This is a genomic window from Pantoea agglomerans (assembly GCF_021397715.1).
GTDB classification, from domain to species: Bacteria; Pseudomonadota; Gammaproteobacteria; order Enterobacterales; family Enterobacteriaceae; genus Pantoea; species Pantoea astica.
In genome coordinates this window covers 2,076,446-2,092,176 of the sequence record NZ_CP090207.1, presented here as the reverse complement: position 1 = coordinate 2,092,176, position 15,731 = coordinate 2,076,446, and the positions used below count along the sequence as shown (strand labels likewise).

Here is a 15,731-nt window from a genome sequence, read left to right as displayed (position 1 = left end):
CTCCTTTACCCCAAAGAGGCGCTGCCGCGGTCCGATGCCGACGCAGCTTGTCTTTTGGCACTTTATCGCAAATTGCTGATTGATAAATAGCTATTTTCCGCGCGCGGCTTTTCCGCTACTTTTAGGAAAACCCTTTCAAAGGAAATCACCATGTCGTCACTACATCCCCGACCGCTGCGCGGCAAACTGGACGTTCCGTATCAGCAATATGGCCGGTCAGTGCTGGGCGCACCGCTGCTGTGGTTCCCGGCCCCGCTGGGCGATGCCGACAGCGGCCTGATCCTCGCGGGCACCCACGGCGATGAGAATGCGGCGATCGCCACGCTCTCCGGCGCACTACGCACGCTGCCCGACGCGCTGCGTCGGCATCATGTGGTGCTGGCGGTGAATCCGGATGGCTGCCAGCTGGGATTGCGTGCCAACGCCAATGGCGTCGATCTGAACCGCAACTTTCCGGCGGCAAACTGGCAGTCGGGTGAGACGGTCTATCGCTGGAACAGCATGGCAGAGGCGCGCGACGTGGCATTATCCACCGGCAGTCATCCGGCGTCAGAACCGGAAACCCAGGCACTGTGCGCCCTGATTCATCAGCTCAAGCCGCGCTGGATTGTTTCGTGGCATGAGCCGCTGGGCTGCATTGACGATCCGCATCAGGCTGAGATTGGCGGCTGGCTGGCGGCCCGGACCGGCCTGCCGCGCGTCAGCAGCGTCGGTTATGACACGCCCGGCTCGTTCGGCAGCTGGTGCAAGGATCTCAGTCTGCCGTGCGTGACGGCAGAAATGCCGGTAATTTCAGTCGATGAAGCCACCGAAACTTATCTTGAGATGATGGTCAATCTGCTGCGCTGGCAGCAATAATCAGCTGACCGTTCTGCACTTTTATCGCCGGTTCCGCATCCACCGCCAGCCAGGTCGGGCCGTCCAGATCGGCGAAGCGGGTTTGCGGCACCAGCGGCAACGCGGCGCGAATGGCGCGTGAGGTGCAGAGCATACAGCCCAGCATCACGGCAAATCCCTGCTGCTGAGCGGCGTCAGCCAGCGCCAGCGCCTCCGTCAGACCACCGGCTTTATCCAGCTTGATGTTGACCATCTCATAACGCCCGCGCAACGCAGGCAGGCTGTCACGCGTATGGCAGCTTTCATCTGCGCAGATCGGCAGCGGATGGATAAAGTTCTCCAGCGCGGCATCGTCGCCCGCCGGTAACGGCTGCTCCAGCATCGCCACGCCGATATCGGCCAGAAGCTGGCAGCGTGCCGCCAGCCCTTCCGCATGCCACGACTCGTTGGCGTCGACGATCAGCGTCGCCTGCGGCACTGCGGCGCGGATCGCCATTAACCGCTCGGTGATAAAATTATCGTCCAGTTTGATCTTCAGCAGCGTCGCACCGTGTTGCCACAGCGCCTGGGCGCTGCTGGCCATCGCTTCCGGGGTATCGATGCTGACCGTCTGGGCGGTGACCACTTCACGGGGCGCCACCACGCCGCTGAGCTGCCACAGCGTACGCTGCTGCTGTCGGGCAGCCAGATCCCACAATGCGCTGTCAATGGCGTTACGCGCCGCGCCCGCTGGCAATGCCTGTTGCAGCGCGTCACGCGTCATACCCTGCTGTAATGCGGTCAGCTGGCTGGCGATTTGCGCCAGCACCGAGGCTTCGGTTTCGCCATAACGTGCGTAAGGCGTCGCTTCCCCGACACCTTTTACGCCCGCCTCTTCAATTTCAACTACCACCACTTTGACTTCAGTGCGGGTTCCACGGGCAATGACAAACGGCGTATGCAATGGCCAGGCTTCAGGATAACTTTTTACCGTTCTCATTGATTCTCCACAATGTACGACGCGGTGGCAGGCTGCCACGCTAAACTCAACAATTGAACTCGTAAACCCTTAACATTTATGTCATAAACAACGGTTATAGCTGTGGGTTAACCGTTTTAATGTCCCAACTCTTCACCATCAAAAGGAATCAGTATGTCTCAGACCGTTCATTTTCAGGGTAACGCAGTACCGGTTGCGGGTCAGTTTCCTCAGGCTGGCGATAAAGCCAAAGCATTCACGCTGGTAGCAAAAAACCTGGTCAACGTTGCGCTCTCTGAGTATGCAGGAAAACGCAAAATTCTGAACATTTTCCCGAGCATTGATACCGGCGTCTGCGCCTCCTCGGTGCGTAAATTTAATCAGGCGGCGGGCGAACTGAATAACACCGTGGTGCTGTGCATCTCTGCTGACCTGCCGTTTGCCCAGTCGCGCTTTTGTGGTGCGGAGAACCTCAGCAACGTGGTCACGCTCTCTACGCTGCGCGGTTCAGAATTTAAGTATGACTACGGTGTGGAAATTGCCGATGGTGCGCTGGAAGGCCTGACGGCACGCGCCGTGATTGTGCTGGATGAGGAAGATAAGGTGATTTACAGCCAGCTGGTGGATGAGATTACCACCGAGCCTGATTATGAAGCAGCGCTGGCGGCACTGAAGTAACACAGCAATAAAAAAAAGCGGATAACCCGGTTATCCGCTTCATGTTCGCCTCAGCAGGCAGCCTATTCGCTTTCGGTACGCTTCTGCCCCAGACCATATTCCCGTAACTTATTGGCAATGGCGGTATGGGATACGCCGAGCCGTTTTGCCAGTTTGCGGGTGCTGGGATAGGAGAGATAGAGCCGCGTCAGAATCGAACGTTCAAACCGGCTGGTGATCTGATCCAGCGTCCCTTCCAGCGCTTCATCCCCCAGCGACACATCCAGTGCCTGCTCCGGTAACACAATATCCTGAGGACGCAGTTCATAGCCCTCCAGTTGGGTTAACGCACGGTAGAGCGCATTTTTCAGCTGGCGCACGTTACCCGGCCAGGCATAGCGGGTCAGAAACGCATTGAGCTGTGGTGACAGACGCGGACGCGGCATTCCCTGTTCGTCGGCGAACCGGGCAACAAACATTTCGGTCAGCGGCAGAATATCCTGCGGACGATCGCGCAGCGGCGGCAGATGCAGGGTCAGCACGTTCAGCCGGTAAAAGAGATCTTCACGAAATTCGCCGCGCTGCACCAGTTCAATCAGGTTCTTCTGGGTGGCGCAGATGACGCGCACATTAACATGGACCTCATGCTCTTCACCGACCCGGCGGAAAGTGCCGTCATTGAGAAAACGCAGCAGTTTGGTCTGCATTCTCGGCGACATCTCCCCGATCTCATCCAGCAGCACCGATCCGCCGTTGGCCTGCTCAAAGAACCCTTTTTTGCCCTCCAGCGCGTTCGGATAGGCGCCCGCCGCATGACCAAACAGCTCACTTTCGGCGACGTCATCGGGCAGCGAGGCGCAGTTCAGCGCCAGGAACGGCTTTTTACCCCGAGCGCTACGCAGATGGCAGGCCCGGGCCAGCATATCTTTGCCGGTGCCGGTGTCACCAATGATCAGCAGCGGCGCATCGTGCATCGCCAGCTTGCGCGCCTGGTCCACCACCTGACGCATTTTTGGCGTCACCGCGACGATGTGGTCGAACTCCGATTCGTCCGTCACCACCAGGTTCTGCAACTGCTGCCCCATGCGGGCCGTGGATTTAAGCATGACCATCGCCCCGACCGGCTGGTCGTTCTGGTCCGCCTCACCTGCCAGATATATAGGCCGCGCTTCCATCAGGAAGTCTCGTCCCTCAATCACCACATGTTGCGCCTGTGCTTCAACCCGCTCGCTCTCCAGCCAGCGCATAAAGTTAAAGCCGTTAATCAGGTTACCGGCACTGAAGTTACGCATCTTCTGTTCGTCAAGATTGAACAGGTTCTGCGCCGCCGGATTCGCCAGTTCAACTTTGCTTTTCAGATCGATCGAAAAGACCGGTTCCGGCATCGCCACCAGCAGCGCACTCAGCGCACGGTGCTCACGCTCAGACGGCATGTACGCCACGGTGCGCACATCTGTTACGCCCGGTGTACGCCGGATCTCCGCCATCAGATTACTGAAGGCATCAAATTCCAGCGCGGAGAAATTGAGATAGATACGGCCTAACGCCGCGATTTCGATACCGCGCAGATCGATGTTACGCGCAACCAACAGGTCGAGCAGCTCACGCGTCAGACCGATTCGGTCCTGACAGAACACTTCCAGACGCATTGCGATGGCCTTAATCAGGTTCAGATGAGGCGATAATACGCTAAGAGATGCGCCGGCAGAAAGGGCTCTGTCAGGAAAAGTTGACAGCCGGAAACCGTTTGGCTGGCTTTTGTACTGCCCGCTATCGGTTTCGGTAGTGAGCGGCATTGTCAGGTTACGTCAGTGATAAACTGTTGATTGCCGCCAACTTGCTGTATATTTCTCACAACCCCTTAATAATGATTAAAAAATGCTGACTTTTTTTGCAAAATACCTGACCGTTGGCGTGTTTAATACCCTGATACACTGGATGACCTTTTTTATCTGTCTCAGCCAGGGGTTATTACAATCCACCGCCAATGTCATTGCCTTTTGTCTGGCGGTCACCTTCTCGTTCTTCGTCAATGCCCGCTGGACCTTTAAGCAACAGGCTACCCCGTTCCGCTATATTCTGTATGTGCTATTTATGGGCGCAATGGCGTTTGGTGTTGGCTATCTTGCGGACCGGATCGGCCTTTACCCGCTGATTACGCTGGTCGTCTCTTCCGCATTGAGCCTGGCCTGTGGCTTTATCTTTTCCCGCTTTATCGTGTTTAAAGGAAATTAATGAAGATCTCTCTGGTGGTGCCGGTATTCAATGAAGAGCAGATGATTCCTCTTTTTTACGACGCCGTCAGGAAATATGCCGACTTTGCAGCATGGCAGGTTGAGATTGTCTTTGTTGATGATGGCAGTACGGATGCGACACGCACCCTGATCACCCAGCTTAGCCAGCAGGATCCGCTGGTCCGCTCCCTCTCTTTTATTCGCAACTTCGGTAAAGAACCGGCGCTTTTCGCCGGGCTGGAAGCCGCTACGGGTGAGGCCATCATTCCGATTGATGTCGATCTACAGGACCCGATTACGCTGATTCCGCAAATGATCGCCAAGTGGCAGGCGGGAGCCGATATTGTGTTAGCCAAACGTATCGACAGAAGTGCCGATGGTCACCTGAAGCGTAAAACTGCCCATTGGTTTTACAAACTGCATAACTGCATCAGTCATCCCAAACTGGAAGAAAACGTCGGCGATTTCCGGCTGATGTCCCGGGAAGTGGTGGAGAACATTAAGCTATTGCCTGAAAAAAATTTATTTATGAAAGGCATTCTTAGCTGGGTGGGTGGAGAGACAGAAATTGTTGAATATGTCCGAACGGAACGGGTCGCGGGCAACAGTAAATTCAGCGGCTGGAAACTGTGGAATCTGGCCCTGGAAGGGCTGACCTCGTTTTCAACCCTGCCACTTCGGGTCTGGTCTTACCTCGGTTTTCTGGTCGCTACGCTGGCCTTCCTTTATGGCCTGTGGCTGATTATTGACAAGCTGCTGTTTGGCAATCCGGTGCCTGGCTATCCGTCGATTCTGGTTTCAGTGCTGTTTCTGGGCGGCGTTCAGCTTATCGGCATTGGCGTGCTCGGCGAATATATCGGCCGCATCTATATGGAAACGAAGAACCGCCCGCGCTACATTTTGCGAAAAAATAGTGAGCCAGGAAAGCGCCACGATTAACCACAAAGTTGGGGTGCCACAGGGCGGCAACCACCTGCAGTCTGATGATAAAAAGGATAGAAAATGATAAACAGCCAACAGGGATTAAGCCGCGGCAAAATAGTTGCGTTATTTGTGCTTGTTTTCCTTTTTGCGTACAGCCCGGCTTATTTAAGCCACTATGCCTATACCGATGACTGGACTAACCTCTACTGGGCTAATTTTGACCCGCGCAGTATTTTAAACTGGGATACGTTATCAGGGCGGCCGGTGTACGGCATTATCCAGTATGCCGCCTCTTTTATTGTGGATAGCGTTGAAAAACTGGCGCTGCTGCGCGCCGTTGCCATTATTCTGCTTATTTTTACCGGCTATTATTTCTACCGGCTGTGCCAGCAATATCACCTGTTTGAGAGTCAGGCGCAACGCATCACCTTTTCGCTGTTGCTTTGCCTGCTGCCCTCTTTCCAGGTTTACGTCGCCTGGGCCTCCTGCTTTCCCTATATCGCCGCTATTCTGCTGGCGGGTGCGAGCTACACTTTGTCGGTGAAATCGGGCGTGGCAGGACGGCTGCTGGCGATTTGCCTGCTGACGGTTGCCTTCTGTATTTATCAACCTGCCGCCATGACCTTCACCTTTTTTGCCTTACTGGATTTATCTCTCTCGGATCGCAGAATCGATAAAAAACGCGCCCTGATTTCCCTGCTGGTATTGGGTGCAGGCATGTTTGCCGCGTTGATTGCTTCGAAGGTGCTGCCCGTGCAGCTGTATGGACATACGCTACCGCGTTCTGCATTCAGCTACGATATTCCGGTCAAGCTAAAATGGTTCATTACCGAGTATCTGAAGAACGTTATCTGTCATTTTGATCTGGGGGCGAAAACCGTTTCCGTTATCGTCTCGTTAATCGTCATTGGTTTCGGATTGAAGAAAATCAAAGCGGCCGGCAACGATAAGTTTTACCTGGTCTTTATTTTGCTGCTCATCGCCGCGCTGCCAAACCTGATCGTCAGTGAGAGCATGGCCGCTTACCGCACTCTGATTGCGGGGGCGCTGATCGCTGCCAGCCTGTTTATTGTCGGTCTGTTTGAAATCAGCCGTCGGTTAAAATGGAAAAAGCGCTTTTATGCCGTATTAGTGGTGATTGCCGCGTCACTGGCAATGAGTCATCTGATTAATGGCTATTCCAGACCGGCAGGTAAAGAGTTTGCTCTGCTTAATCAGGCTATCACCACTCAGGTGCCAAAAGATTTTGACGGCGCGCTCTACTATCGTCTGACCGGGGAATATCTGCCAAAAGTGGCTACGTTGCGGAAGTATGATGATTTCGGTGGGCTGGGGCTCAGCATGTCATGGACCTTTGCGGGCATGGCGCATTTTGTCAGGCTGCAAAACGGAATGGCATTTACCCTGCCGGCTAATCCGGTCATCACTGATGAATCAGCCTGTCCGGGCAACTGCCGGGTGATCGACGCACAAGAAGTGCTGCGACAGCCACACTGAGGCAAAAAACAAGGCGCCAGGCCTGATGCTGGTCAGTTAAGGTTAAATTTGCAAAGGCTGTCACGGTCAGACGTGGCCGCTTTTTTTGGGCGCGCGTGCCGCTCCGGGGCAGGCAATCCGCAGCGCTGAACATTAGCCAGGAGAGCCCGCAGGACGCGGGCGAAAGGCGGGGCGGAACAGGATGTGCCATCCCCGGCGGTCCGTCAGGCAGACGAATGACGTGAAGGTACCGCGCAGCGGCGCGAGGACCGCCAGCCCCGGCGCGGCACCAGACTGCGTTATCACCTGCTGCTTAACTGACGAACATTAGCAGGCCGCCTTGTGTTATTCCGTCACCACACCAGCTACGCGGGCTTGTTCCCGCCCTTCTGCAACGCCTCTTTCATCTGACTCAGCAGCTCGCGACGGAAATCGCCCAGCCGCGGCTTATCCTGCTCCAGCCACGGCAGCGGACGACAGAGTTCCATCGCCTTAATGCCCAGTCGTGCAGTCAGCAGACCGGCACCAATGCCCTGCGCGGCCCGCGTCGAGAGTCGGGCAGCGATATCCTGCGACATCCAGTCCATACCCACTTCACGCACCAGTTCCGACGCACCGGCAAACGCCATATTCAGCAGCACCAGCCGGAACAGACGGATGCGACTGAAGTAACCCAGCTCAATGCCGTAAATCGCGGCGATACGATTGACCAGCCGCAGGTTACGCCAGGCGATAAAGGCCATATCAACCAGCGCCAGCGGACTAACGGCGATCATCAGCGTCGCTTCTGCCGCGTGGCGGCTGATTTCACGTCGCGCCTGTCGATCCAGCACCGGCTGCACCAGCTGGGCATATAATCGTACCACTTCGCTGTCGTTGTGGGTTTCATGCAGCGAGGCCTGCCAGCGCTGTAATGCCGGATGCGCCTGATCCAGCTCCGCCTGCTGCGCCAGCTTCTCACAAAAAGCCCGGCCTTTGCCGATACCGTGGCTGTGCAGCAGTTCGCGGCCGATATCGCGCTCTTCCGCCCGCTGACGGAGCTGGTAGAGACGACGCCACTCACCGGCCAGCGCGCCGACGCCCGCCAGCACGATCAGCCCGCCCGCCACGCCGCTGCCCAGCGAAAACCAGTCGCGCGCCAGCCAGGCGTCATGGGTCCACTGCACGCCCTGCGCGACGACGCTGACACCGAACAGGGCCACGCCGGTCATCACCAGTTTGCGCCACAAACTGCGCTTCGGTTTCAGCGCCGCTTCTACTGCACGTTCACCGGCGCCCTCTTCTTCAACGGCGGCCTCGTCATCCTGCACCGCCAGAAATGCCGCCTGCGCCTGCGGATCAAAGGTCTGCGCAGGCCGCAACGGCACCTCTGTCGCCTCATCCAGCGGGCGGGCAAAATCAATACGGGGCTTCAGCGGATCGCTCATCGCAATTTATCTCCTAACAAAAATTCCAGCGCAGCATCTATGCGGATATGCGGCAGCGGCCGGTCAACATCCAGCTGCTGTGGGCGGAATTGTTCAAACCGGAAACCCTGCTGCTGCCAGAAGGCATTGCCCGGCAGCCGCGGCGGGACGTCGCCGGGATAGACAGTCAGCGGTTCACCATCGCTCAGCCGATTACCGCGCAGCGCCGGGATCTTCTCACCCCGGTGATCCACCAGCCCGCTCTGCGTCGCCTGCACCGAGGCCAGCCCGATGCAGTCCATACTGATGCCTTCAAACGCGGCGTTCTGCCACGCATCCTGCACCAGCTGCTGCAACAGTGACACCATATTGCCGTGCTGATCGCTGGTGATATGGTCCGCTTTGGTGGCGGCAAACAGCAATTTATCGATCACCGGCGAAAACAGCCGCCGGAACAGGGTGCGCTGACCATAATGAAAACTCTGCATCAGCTGCGTCAGCGCCAGCCGCATATCATTGAAGGCTTGAGGTCCGCTGTTGAGCGGTTGCAGGCAATCGACCAGCACAATCTGGCGATCAAAACGCAGGAAGTGATTTTTATAGAAGCCTTTCACTACGTGCTGACAGTAGTAGTTAAAGCGCTGCTGCAGCATGCTGAAGTTACTGCCCTTGTCCGCCTGGGCCAGTTTGCTGAGCTGTGATTCGTCGATGGCCGGCCAGGGGAAAAATTGCAGCGCCGGTGCGCCAGCCATATCGCCGGGCAGGACAAAGCGGCCCGGCTGGATGAAGTGCAATCCTTCTGTTTTACAGCGGTGCAGATAATCGGTCCAGGCGGCGGCGATCTCCGCCAGCCGGTTTTCATCCGCGGGGGCGAACGGATCGAGTTGCTGGCAGAGCGTGCGCCACGGCTTCGCCCATTCAGCACGATCGCCAGTCAGCAGACCGTTCATCTGCCGCGACCAGGCGAGATAATCCTGGGCCAGCATCGGCAGGTCGAGCAGCCATTCACCAGGATAGTCCACGATTTCAAGATAGAGCGTGGCGGTTTCTTTCAGATGGCGCAGCAGCGAATCATTAGGCCGGTAGCGCAGTGCCAGTCGCATTTCGCTGACGCCGCGCGTAGGGGTCGGCCAGGCGGGCGGCGTGCTATAGAGCTGCGCCAGTCCTTCATCGTAGGTAAAGCGCGCCGTGCCCATATCGCGCTGGGGTACCCGCTTTACCCCGAGCAGGCGCTCATCCCGCACCACGGAAAACAGCGGCAAACGTGCGCCGCTGTGGACCGTCAGAAGCTGATTAACCAGCGAGGTGATAAAGGCCGTTTTGCCACTTCGGCTCAGGCCGGTGACCGCCAGGCGCAGATGACGGTCCACGCCGCGGTTCATTAATGCGATAAATTCAGTTTGCAGTCTTTTCATCTTTCTCCCTGATGAAGCGCGAGGCCGCGCGGTTCATGACGCGTTTCAGTAGTGGCTCAAGCGCCAGCGCCAGTAACAGGCGTAACGGTCGACGGGCGACCGATTTCACTGCCCAGCCCGTCACACCCGCAGGCCCGTAGGTGACAGCATTGATAATGATGAATTTAGCCGCCGACTTCAACGCGGGTGCCGCGCGGTGGCGAAAAGCAGTGGATCGCGAAAAAGTCATCGACACCTCCAGAGGGTCAGCGAAAGGGCCTGCGACAGGCCCGGAGTAAGAAGAATCAAAGCTGGCGGAAGCGGCTACGCACGCTGAAGGTTTCAGACGTCACGTAGCGTTCCACATCGCGCACGCTGCGTTCGTCGCGCTGCAGTGCGCTTTCTAACTGGTCGAGCAGTTCGCTGGCGCTGGGCTGACGTGGGTTGTCAGCGGCATTGGCCGGTTTAACATCCAGCACAAAGCCCAGCACGAAATAAGCGACCACGGTAAACATAAACAGGCCGAAAAACAGAGATAGCACCATGATAACGCGCAGTAAGCGCACCGGAATGTCGAGATACTCCGCCAGGCCCGCACAGACGCCCATCAGTTTACCTTCGTCAGGCTTACGCCATAACTTGCGGCCTTTCATCATGGTTGCCTCCAGTTAGGATGCTCTGCGTCCAGAATCGCCTCCAGCGCATCGATGCGTTCGCGCATCCGCTGCGCGTCCTGAGCAACGCGCTGCAGGCGCTGGATTTCGCTTTGCGACAGTTCCGAACCGCCGTTGCGTTTGTTGCTGTAATGCAGCCATAACCAGATCGGTGCCACGAACAACACGAAGATCGTTAGCGGTATGGCGAGAAAAAGTGCGCTCATTGACTCTCCTTAATCACTCATCGCAACGTCGATAATTATTCAGTGCGGTTCATTTTGGCTTTCAGCGCGTTCAGCTGCTGGCTGATTTCATCATCCGCTTTCAGGTCAGTAAACTGCTGATCCAGGGTTTTCGGTTTACCGAAACCGTGGCTTTCCGCTTCGGCTTCCATGTGATCGATGCGACGTTCAAACGACTCAAACCGCGCCATCGCTTCATCAATTTTACCGCTGTCCAGCTGACGACGAACGTCACGAGAAGAGGATGCCGCCTGATGACGCAGCGTTAACGCCTGCTGACGCGCCCGCGTTTCGCTCAGTTTCTTCTCCAGCTCGCTGATTTCACCTTTCATCCGCTCCAGCGTCTCTTCAACCTGGCTGACTTCCTGTTTCAGTGTGGCGATCAGGTCAGTGAGTTTCTGTTTTTCGATCAGCGCTGAACGGGCTAAATCATCTTTATCTTTACGCAGTGCCAGCTCAGCTTTTTCCTGCCATTCCGCCTGCTGGATCTCCGCCTGTTCAATCCGGCGTGACAGCTGTTTCTTTTCAGCCAGCGCACGCGCTGAGGTTGAGCGGACTTCGACTAAGGTGTCTTCCATTTCCTGAATCATCAGGCGGACCAGTTTCTGCGGATCTTCCGCACGCTCCAGCAGCGAATTGATGTTGGCATTAACGATGTCGGCGAAACGAGAAAAAATACCCATAATGATGTTCCTCTTTTAATGTGTCATGGCGTGTTGCGCTACATAGCTAATACAAGATGCGTGCCAATTTTATAATTATTTGATTTATAGCAATTTTTAAATTTTACAGCCCTTTAAGCTTGTTCTAATATAGTCAAAATGATTAAGGGGTGGCGAAATTCATCATGGCAGGAACTAACGATAACCTTCTCGGTGAGTCCAATAATTTCCTTGAGGTCCTGGAACAGGTGTCGAAGCTGGCACCACTGGAAAAACCGGTGCTGGTGATTGGTGAGCGCGGTACCGGCAAAGAGCTGATCGCCAGTCGTTTACACTATCTTTCCGATCGCTGGCAGGGACCGTTTATCTCGCTTAACTGCGCGGCGCTGAATGAAAACCTGCTCGACTCTGAACTGTTCGGTCATGAGGCTGGCGCGTTTACCGGTGCTCAGAAGCGCCATCTGGGCCGTTTTGAACGGGCGGACGGCGGGACGTTGTTTCTGGATGAGCTGGCGACGGCACCGATGCTGGTACAGGAAAAACTGCTGCGGGTGATCGAATATGGTCAGCTGGAGCGCGTCGGGGGTAACCACTCTTTGCAGGTGAATGTGCGCCTGGTTTGCGCCACTAATGAAGACCTGCCCGCGCTGGCGGCGGCCGGAAAATTCCGCGCCGACCTGCTGGATCGTCTGGCCTTTGACGTCGTGCAACTGCCGCCGCTGCGTGAGCGGCGCAGCGATATCCTGGTGATGGCTGAACATTTTGCTATTCAGATGTGCCGTGAACTCGGCCTGTTGCTGTTCCCCGGATTTACGCCTCAGGCACAGCAGACGCTGCTGAGTTATCACTGGCCCGGCAACGTGCGTGAACTGAAGAATGTGGTTGAGCGTTCGGTGTATCGCCATAACAGCAGCGAGCAGCCGCTGGATAATGTAATTATTAATCCGTTCGCTTCACGTCCTGAACCGGTTGATGCCCTGCCGGTAAGCCGCCCGGATCACGATGGCGAACTGCCTTCGCTGCCGCTGGATCTGCGTCAGTGGCAGAATCAGCAGGAGCGCGATCTGGTAGAAACCAGCCTGCAACAGGCGCGATATAACCAGCGCCGCGCCGCCGGTCTGTTAGGCGTCACCTACCATCAATTGCGCGCCATGATGAAAAAACACGGCATTTCTAACGATAAATTATGAGGTTAAGACGGTAGACAGCACGCCCTGTTTTCCGTCAGCCATCGTCCAGCGTTACTCCTCTTCGCCATAAAGCCTGTCGGTCATCATCGGCCTGGCCGTTAATCACCGCCAGGCCGCTCTGCACCTTTATTCCTTAATCACAGTGAAACCAAAAGGCGCTCTTTCTTTCACTTAATGCCTGTTTACTTATCAGACAGAATGACCGGTTTATTCTGTATAAATCCACACTAACAGCAGGCCTAACGGCTGGGTTATGATCTCAGCCTGCGGATGCGAAGTGGTACGACACGTTTCCTTTAACAGACCATGAGAGAAGAGTTATGGATGACGCGGATTTAGCGCAACAACTTGAACAGGCAATTATTACGGCGGCTCTGGTTAACCGCCAGCCGTCATTAACCAGCCCCGACGGGCTCTGTATCTGGTGCGAGGACCAGCCTGTGGTCGCCAGCACCGCGTTCTGCTCAGCAGAGTGTGGCGTGGATTATCATAAATATCAGCGCGAGATGCAGCAGCGTCACACAGAGAGCTGAGAGTTCAGACAGCAGCCGGTGATCGCTGCCTGAAAATAATCCTCACCCTGCTGAAGAGTGCTCTGTATTCAGGATGCGATCAGAGCGCTCTTCACTCATAACCCCCTGAGCCCATTCCCGGAAGATAAAGTGATAAAAGGACGTTGATAAAATGAAGAGTGAAAGCCAAAAAGGTTCGCAGGTTTATACACCGCTCTCATTAAAAGCCTACGACTGGTGGGTGCTTAATATCTCAAACAGCTATGCCTGGCGGTGCGATACGGAGTCGGTGCTGCTTAAACACTTTCAACGCTTTTCCGGCGAAAAGCATATGGATATCGGCGTCGGCACCGGCTATTACCTCGCCAGGAGTCGGGTAAAACCGCGCAGTATCACCCTTGTCGATCTCAATCTTAACAGCCTGAATGCTGCTCGTGCGCGCATTGCGTCTCAATTCGAAACCCAGTGTTTACAGCACGATATATTGTTGCCGCTTCCTGATCCGATGCATAACGCTTATGACTCGGTCTCAATGTTCTATCTGCTTCACTGCTTACCCGGAAATATGACGTCGAAAGCGGCGGTGATAGCCAATGCCGCGAAGGCGTTAAAAGCTGACGGTACACTCTATGGCGCGACAATTCTGGGCTCCGGCGTCAGCCACAATCAGTTCGGCACCGCGTTGATGAACCTTTATAACAAAAAAGGAATATTTTCAAACAGGCAGGATTCGGCGGACGCGTTACACCAAATTCTCGAGACTCACTTCAGAGAAGTCGAGATCAAAGTTTGTGGCACCGTGGCGCTCTTTTCTGCAACCGGCAAAACGATGTGGTGAATAACAGGTTAATTGCTGCATCGCTGGAAGCCCCTATTCCGATCGGTCAGGCGGCTGTAGCGCTTCCCGAACGGAATACGCTACAGCCGCTGCGGCACATTCGCTGGCTCAGGTTATTTTCATTGCCAACTCACCGCAGCGTTGAGGGTTTGTTTCCCCGGCAAGGATTAACATAGCCCGCTGTGGTCCCGCCGCCAGCCCGTTATTAATTAACCATCAGAGTAAGCCGGTTTCAGGCAATAACTTGCAGCCGTTTGCGATGGCAGAATTGTTAATCGGCCACAGCTTATCGGCTTCCGCTTTACACACCTGCTCAGGCTTTTTTTGCAAAGCCCTGAGTACCACGCCTGAATACCAACAGTGATGAACGTCCTCTGTTTTAAGAGAAGAATGATGAAACCGATATCCCTTTTTATTGCTTTATTTATTGTTTCAGCCTGCAGTTCTGGCGCATCACAGCGTGAAAATTCAGCAGAACACTATTGTCATCAGAAAGGCGGAGAACTGAAGGCTGAAAAAAGCCTTTTCGGTAAAACCGAATATTGTCTTTTACCTGACGGAACGCAGATCGAACACTGGCGTCTCTATCTTAAAGATCATCTGCTGCCGTAATGCCTGCCACTCCTGATGGCTATGGCTCAGGCTGGTCAGCAGAAGAGTTCGCATTATCCGTTTATCCAGAGACAGAGGCGACGACCCTTTTTTCAGCACCGGATAACTGACGTTAATATCGACAATGAGATTCCAAAGGCTGGCAGAATTGATCGGCATCAAAAAATAGCCGGTTCAAAACCTCGCTGTTTAACTGCGGTTGTCGCTGAGGCGTTAATAATGTTTTCCGTGAGTACGACCTCATCAATTAAATGTGTAAGCTAACACCAATTAAAGGCTTTCATCGGCATTCGGTGTCGCCCTGCAATCAGGGCGCTTTTTTTTTGCCATCAGATGAGAAAATGTTAATTCCGATAATTTATGCGCCGTCTGTTCTGTGATGCGTGATTAACGCTAACAGAGCGTTGATTTAGCAAAATCAACTAAAGAGCGACAGAGAAAAAAGGGTATTCAGGATGGAACTGACCGAAGAAGAAAAAGAAGCACTGGCCTTTTTTCTGTCAAAAAACTGGAGTGCGTTTTTCGAAAGCAGTCAGGATTTCATGTCTGTCGTTGCCCTGCATAAATTAGCCGCTAAATTTGCGCTCACAGAATAATTACGCTCGCCTGAATCGCTTGCTGATTCTCCGCCTTCTCCTCTTCCCGTCGATTAACCCAGGGTTCTGCGCCTGACAGGATCACATGATGCCGGCTTGTCATCAACGCCCGGCCCAACCCTTCTTAGGTTGGTGAAACGCGCGCCAGCGCTGGCAAAAGATCCCGTTATCAAGGTACCCACAGAGGCCTGCTCTGCTTACTTCAGATCCATGCTCCTTTGTCGTGCCATTTACCCGCTATTTTCCCCTGACATCGGTAAGCCTTTTACCCGGTGCAGATGCCCACTGACCTTAGCCCTTCCCGGTCGATATCGCATCGACCTGTCCCCTTCTTTCCGGATGATAGGGGAGCCGCTGCGGTGTGATGCCGCACACTGCGCCAGAAAAAGCGGATGACAAAAAAAAAGCCCGCCAGAAGGCGGGCAACAATACTGGAAGCAATGTGAGCAATGTCGTGCTCTTCTCCGGTAGAGCCACCGTCGAAGTGCAAGGGAATAATAATCATTCCTATTATCATCTGTAAAGCGCTAATTGAGA

At 54.9% G+C, this 15,731-nt stretch carries 18 protein-coding genes and 1 pseudogene; 10 read left to right on the top strand and 9 right to left on the bottom strand.

Annotation, left to right across the window (positions count from 1 at the left end; translation table 11 throughout):
- Positions 1-150: 150 nt before the first annotated feature.
- Positions 151-858 (top strand): murein tripeptide amidase MpaA, encoded by a 708-nt coding sequence (gene mpaA / locus LZU96_RS09960; protein ID WP_233988107.1) that lies wholly within the window; start codon positions 151-153, stop codon positions 856-858.
- On the opposite strand, the gene ycjG is transcribed toward mpaA, so the two are convergent.
- Entirely contained in the window at positions 833-1,816 is a 984-nt protein-coding gene (gene ycjG / locus LZU96_RS09955; protein ID WP_233988106.1) for an L-Ala-D/L-Glu epimerase, read from the bottom strand. The two genes, mpaA and ycjG, sit on opposite strands and share 26 nt — an antisense overlap.
- Positions 1,817-1,969: 153 nt before the next feature.
- Between ycjG and tpx the strand changes: the two genes are divergently transcribed.
- Positions 1,970-2,473 carry a thiol peroxidase gene (tpx, locus tag LZU96_RS09950; RefSeq protein ID WP_094119490.1) on the top strand — a complete coding sequence of 168 codons (504 nt, stop codon included), beginning with the start codon at positions 1,970-1,972 and terminating at the stop codon, positions 2,471-2,473.
- Positions 2,474-2,535: 62 nt separating this feature from the next.
- On the opposite strand, the gene tyrR is transcribed toward tpx, so the two are convergent.
- Positions 2,536-4,101, bottom strand: a complete 1,566-nt coding sequence (gene tyrR, locus LZU96_RS09945; RefSeq protein WP_233988105.1) for a transcriptional regulator TyrR — start codon at positions 4,099-4,101, stop codon at positions 2,536-2,538.
- A gap of 229 nt (positions 4,102-4,330) precedes the next feature.
- Here tyrR and LZU96_RS09940 point away from each other — a divergent pair, with 229 nt between their 5' ends.
- From LZU96_RS09940 to LZU96_RS09930, 3 genes are all read left to right on the top strand, one after another.
- Positions 4,331-4,687, top strand: coding sequence for a GtrA family protein (locus LZU96_RS09940; RefSeq protein WP_233988104.1), 357 nt, complete (start codon positions 4,331-4,333; stop codon positions 4,685-4,687).
- Entirely contained in the window at positions 4,687-5,625 is a 939-nt protein-coding gene (locus LZU96_RS09935; RefSeq protein WP_233988103.1) for a glycosyltransferase family 2 protein, read from the top strand. Before LZU96_RS09940 ends, LZU96_RS09935 begins: the two co-directional genes overlap by 1 nt.
- Positions 5,626-5,688: 63 nt before the next feature.
- Positions 5,689-7,107, top strand: a complete 1,419-nt coding sequence (locus tag LZU96_RS09930; protein ID WP_233988102.1) for a glucosyltransferase domain-containing protein — start codon at positions 5,689-5,691, stop codon at positions 7,105-7,107.
- Positions 7,108-7,451: 344 nt separating this feature from the next.
- Here LZU96_RS09930 and LZU96_RS09925 read toward each other — a convergent pair whose 3' ends face one another.
- The 6 genes from LZU96_RS09925 to pspA are packed head-to-tail and all read right to left on the bottom strand — an operon-like array spanning position 7,452 to position 11,467.
- On the bottom strand, positions 7,452-8,513 hold the full coding sequence (locus tag LZU96_RS09925; RefSeq protein WP_233988101.1) for a YcjF family protein: 1,062 nt from the start codon (positions 8,511-8,513) through the stop codon (positions 7,452-7,454).
- Positions 8,510-9,907 carry a YcjX family protein gene (locus LZU96_RS09920; RefSeq protein ID WP_233988100.1) on the bottom strand — a complete coding sequence of 466 codons (1,398 nt, stop codon included), beginning with the start codon at positions 9,905-9,907 and terminating at the stop codon, positions 8,510-8,512. Before LZU96_RS09920 ends, LZU96_RS09925 begins: the two co-directional genes overlap by 4 nt.
- Positions 9,888-10,136 carry a phage shock protein PspD gene (pspD, locus tag LZU96_RS09915; protein WP_233988099.1) on the bottom strand — a complete coding sequence of 83 codons (249 nt, stop codon included), beginning with the start codon at positions 10,134-10,136 and terminating at the stop codon, positions 9,888-9,890. The genes LZU96_RS09920 and pspD overlap by 20 nt, the downstream gene beginning before the upstream one ends.
- Positions 10,137-10,191: 55 nt before the next feature.
- Positions 10,192-10,542, bottom strand: coding sequence for an envelope stress response membrane protein PspC (pspC, locus tag LZU96_RS09910; protein WP_094119483.1), 351 nt, complete (start codon positions 10,540-10,542; stop codon positions 10,192-10,194).
- Positions 10,539-10,766, bottom strand: coding sequence for an envelope stress response membrane protein PspB (pspB, locus tag LZU96_RS09905; RefSeq protein ID WP_031377770.1), 228 nt, complete (start codon positions 10,764-10,766; stop codon positions 10,539-10,541). Before pspB ends, pspC begins: the two co-directional genes overlap by 4 nt.
- A 35-nt stretch (positions 10,767-10,801) precedes the next feature.
- Complete coding sequence (pspA, locus tag LZU96_RS09900) at positions 10,802-11,467, bottom strand: phage shock protein PspA (protein ID WP_233988098.1); 666 nt, start codon at positions 11,465-11,467, stop codon at positions 10,802-10,804.
- A 164-nt stretch (positions 11,468-11,631) separates the two neighbouring features.
- Between pspA and pspF the strand changes: the two genes are divergently transcribed.
- The 5 genes and pseudogenes from pspF to LZU96_RS09880 all read left to right on the top strand — a co-directional run bounded on the left by pspF (position 11,632) and on the right by LZU96_RS09880 (position 15,194).
- Entirely contained in the window at positions 11,632-12,636 is a 1,005-nt protein-coding gene (gene pspF / locus LZU96_RS09895; RefSeq protein WP_233988097.1) for a phage shock protein operon transcriptional activator, read from the top strand.
- 320 nt (positions 12,637-12,956) lie between these two features.
- Positions 12,957-13,169 carry a hypothetical protein gene (locus LZU96_RS09890; protein WP_233988096.1) on the top strand — a complete coding sequence of 71 codons (213 nt, stop codon included), beginning with the start codon at positions 12,957-12,959 and terminating at the stop codon, positions 13,167-13,169.
- A gap of 151 nt (positions 13,170-13,320) precedes the next feature.
- Positions 13,321-13,986 (top strand): class I SAM-dependent methyltransferase, encoded by a 666-nt coding sequence (locus LZU96_RS09885; RefSeq protein ID WP_233988095.1) that lies wholly within the window; start codon positions 13,321-13,323, stop codon positions 13,984-13,986.
- Positions 13,987-14,349: 363 nt separating this feature from the next.
- Positions 14,350-14,520, top strand: a pseudogene (locus LZU96_RS23585) (hypothetical protein); the annotation flags it as partial.
- Positions 14,521-15,053: 533 nt separating this feature from the next.
- A complete protein-coding gene (locus tag LZU96_RS09880) occupies positions 15,054-15,194 on the top strand; it encodes a hypothetical protein (RefSeq protein WP_233988094.1) in 141 nt (46 codons plus the stop codon).
- 265 nt (positions 15,195-15,459) lie between these two features.
- On the opposite strand, the gene LZU96_RS09875 is transcribed toward LZU96_RS09880, so the two are convergent.
- A complete protein-coding gene (locus LZU96_RS09875) occupies positions 15,460-15,699 on the bottom strand; it encodes a hypothetical protein (protein ID WP_233988092.1) in 240 nt (79 codons plus the stop codon).
- Positions 15,700-15,731: the final 32 nt, after the last annotated feature.

What these genes read in the sequence shown, in the direction of transcription:
- mpaA (WP_233988107.1), top strand. Translation starts at nt 151, where the DNA reads ATGTCGTCACTACATCCCCGACCGCTGCGCGGCAAACTGGACGTTCCG.
- ycjG (WP_233988106.1), bottom strand. Translation starts at nt 1,816, where the DNA reads ATGAGAACGGTAAAAAGTTATCCTGAAGCCTGGCCATTGCATACGCCG.
- tpx (WP_094119490.1), top strand. Translation starts at nt 1,970, where the DNA reads ATGTCTCAGACCGTTCATTTTCAGGGTAACGCAGTACCGGTTGCGGGT.
- tyrR (WP_233988105.1), bottom strand. Translation starts at nt 4,101, where the DNA reads ATGCGTCTGGAAGTGTTCTGTCAGGACCGAATCGGTCTGACGCGTGAG.
- LZU96_RS09940 (WP_233988104.1), top strand. Translation starts at nt 4,331, where the DNA reads ATGCTGACTTTTTTTGCAAAATACCTGACCGTTGGCGTGTTTAATACC.
- LZU96_RS09935 (WP_233988103.1), top strand. Translation starts at nt 4,687, where the DNA reads ATGAAGATCTCTCTGGTGGTGCCGGTATTCAATGAAGAGCAGATGATT.
- LZU96_RS09930 (WP_233988102.1), top strand. Translation starts at nt 5,689, where the DNA reads ATGATAAACAGCCAACAGGGATTAAGCCGCGGCAAAATAGTTGCGTTA.
- LZU96_RS09925 (WP_233988101.1), bottom strand. Translation starts at nt 8,513, where the DNA reads ATGAGCGATCCGCTGAAGCCCCGTATTGATTTTGCCCGCCCGCTGGAT.
- LZU96_RS09920 (WP_233988100.1), bottom strand. Translation starts at nt 9,907, where the DNA reads ATGAAAAGACTGCAAACTGAATTTATCGCATTAATGAACCGCGGCGTG.
- pspD (WP_233988099.1), bottom strand. Translation starts at nt 10,136, where the DNA reads ATGACTTTTTCGCGATCCACTGCTTTTCGCCACCGCGCGGCACCCGCG.
- pspC (WP_094119483.1), bottom strand. Translation starts at nt 10,542, where the DNA reads ATGATGAAAGGCCGCAAGTTATGGCGTAAGCCTGACGAAGGTAAACTG.
- pspB (WP_031377770.1), bottom strand. Translation starts at nt 10,766, where the DNA reads ATGAGCGCACTTTTTCTCGCCATACCGCTAACGATCTTCGTGTTGTTC.
- pspA (WP_233988098.1), bottom strand. Translation starts at nt 11,467, where the DNA reads ATGGGTATTTTTTCTCGTTTCGCCGACATCGTTAATGCCAACATCAAT.
- pspF (WP_233988097.1), top strand. Translation starts at nt 11,632, where the DNA reads ATGGCAGGAACTAACGATAACCTTCTCGGTGAGTCCAATAATTTCCTT.
- LZU96_RS09890 (WP_233988096.1), top strand. Translation starts at nt 12,957, where the DNA reads ATGGATGACGCGGATTTAGCGCAACAACTTGAACAGGCAATTATTACG.
- LZU96_RS09885 (WP_233988095.1), top strand. Translation starts at nt 13,321, where the DNA reads ATGAAGAGTGAAAGCCAAAAAGGTTCGCAGGTTTATACACCGCTCTCA.
- LZU96_RS09880 (WP_233988094.1), top strand. Translation starts at nt 15,054, where the DNA reads ATGGAACTGACCGAAGAAGAAAAAGAAGCACTGGCCTTTTTTCTGTCA.
- LZU96_RS09875 (WP_233988092.1), bottom strand. Translation starts at nt 15,699, where the DNA reads ATGATTATTATTCCCTTGCACTTCGACGGTGGCTCTACCGGAGAAGAG.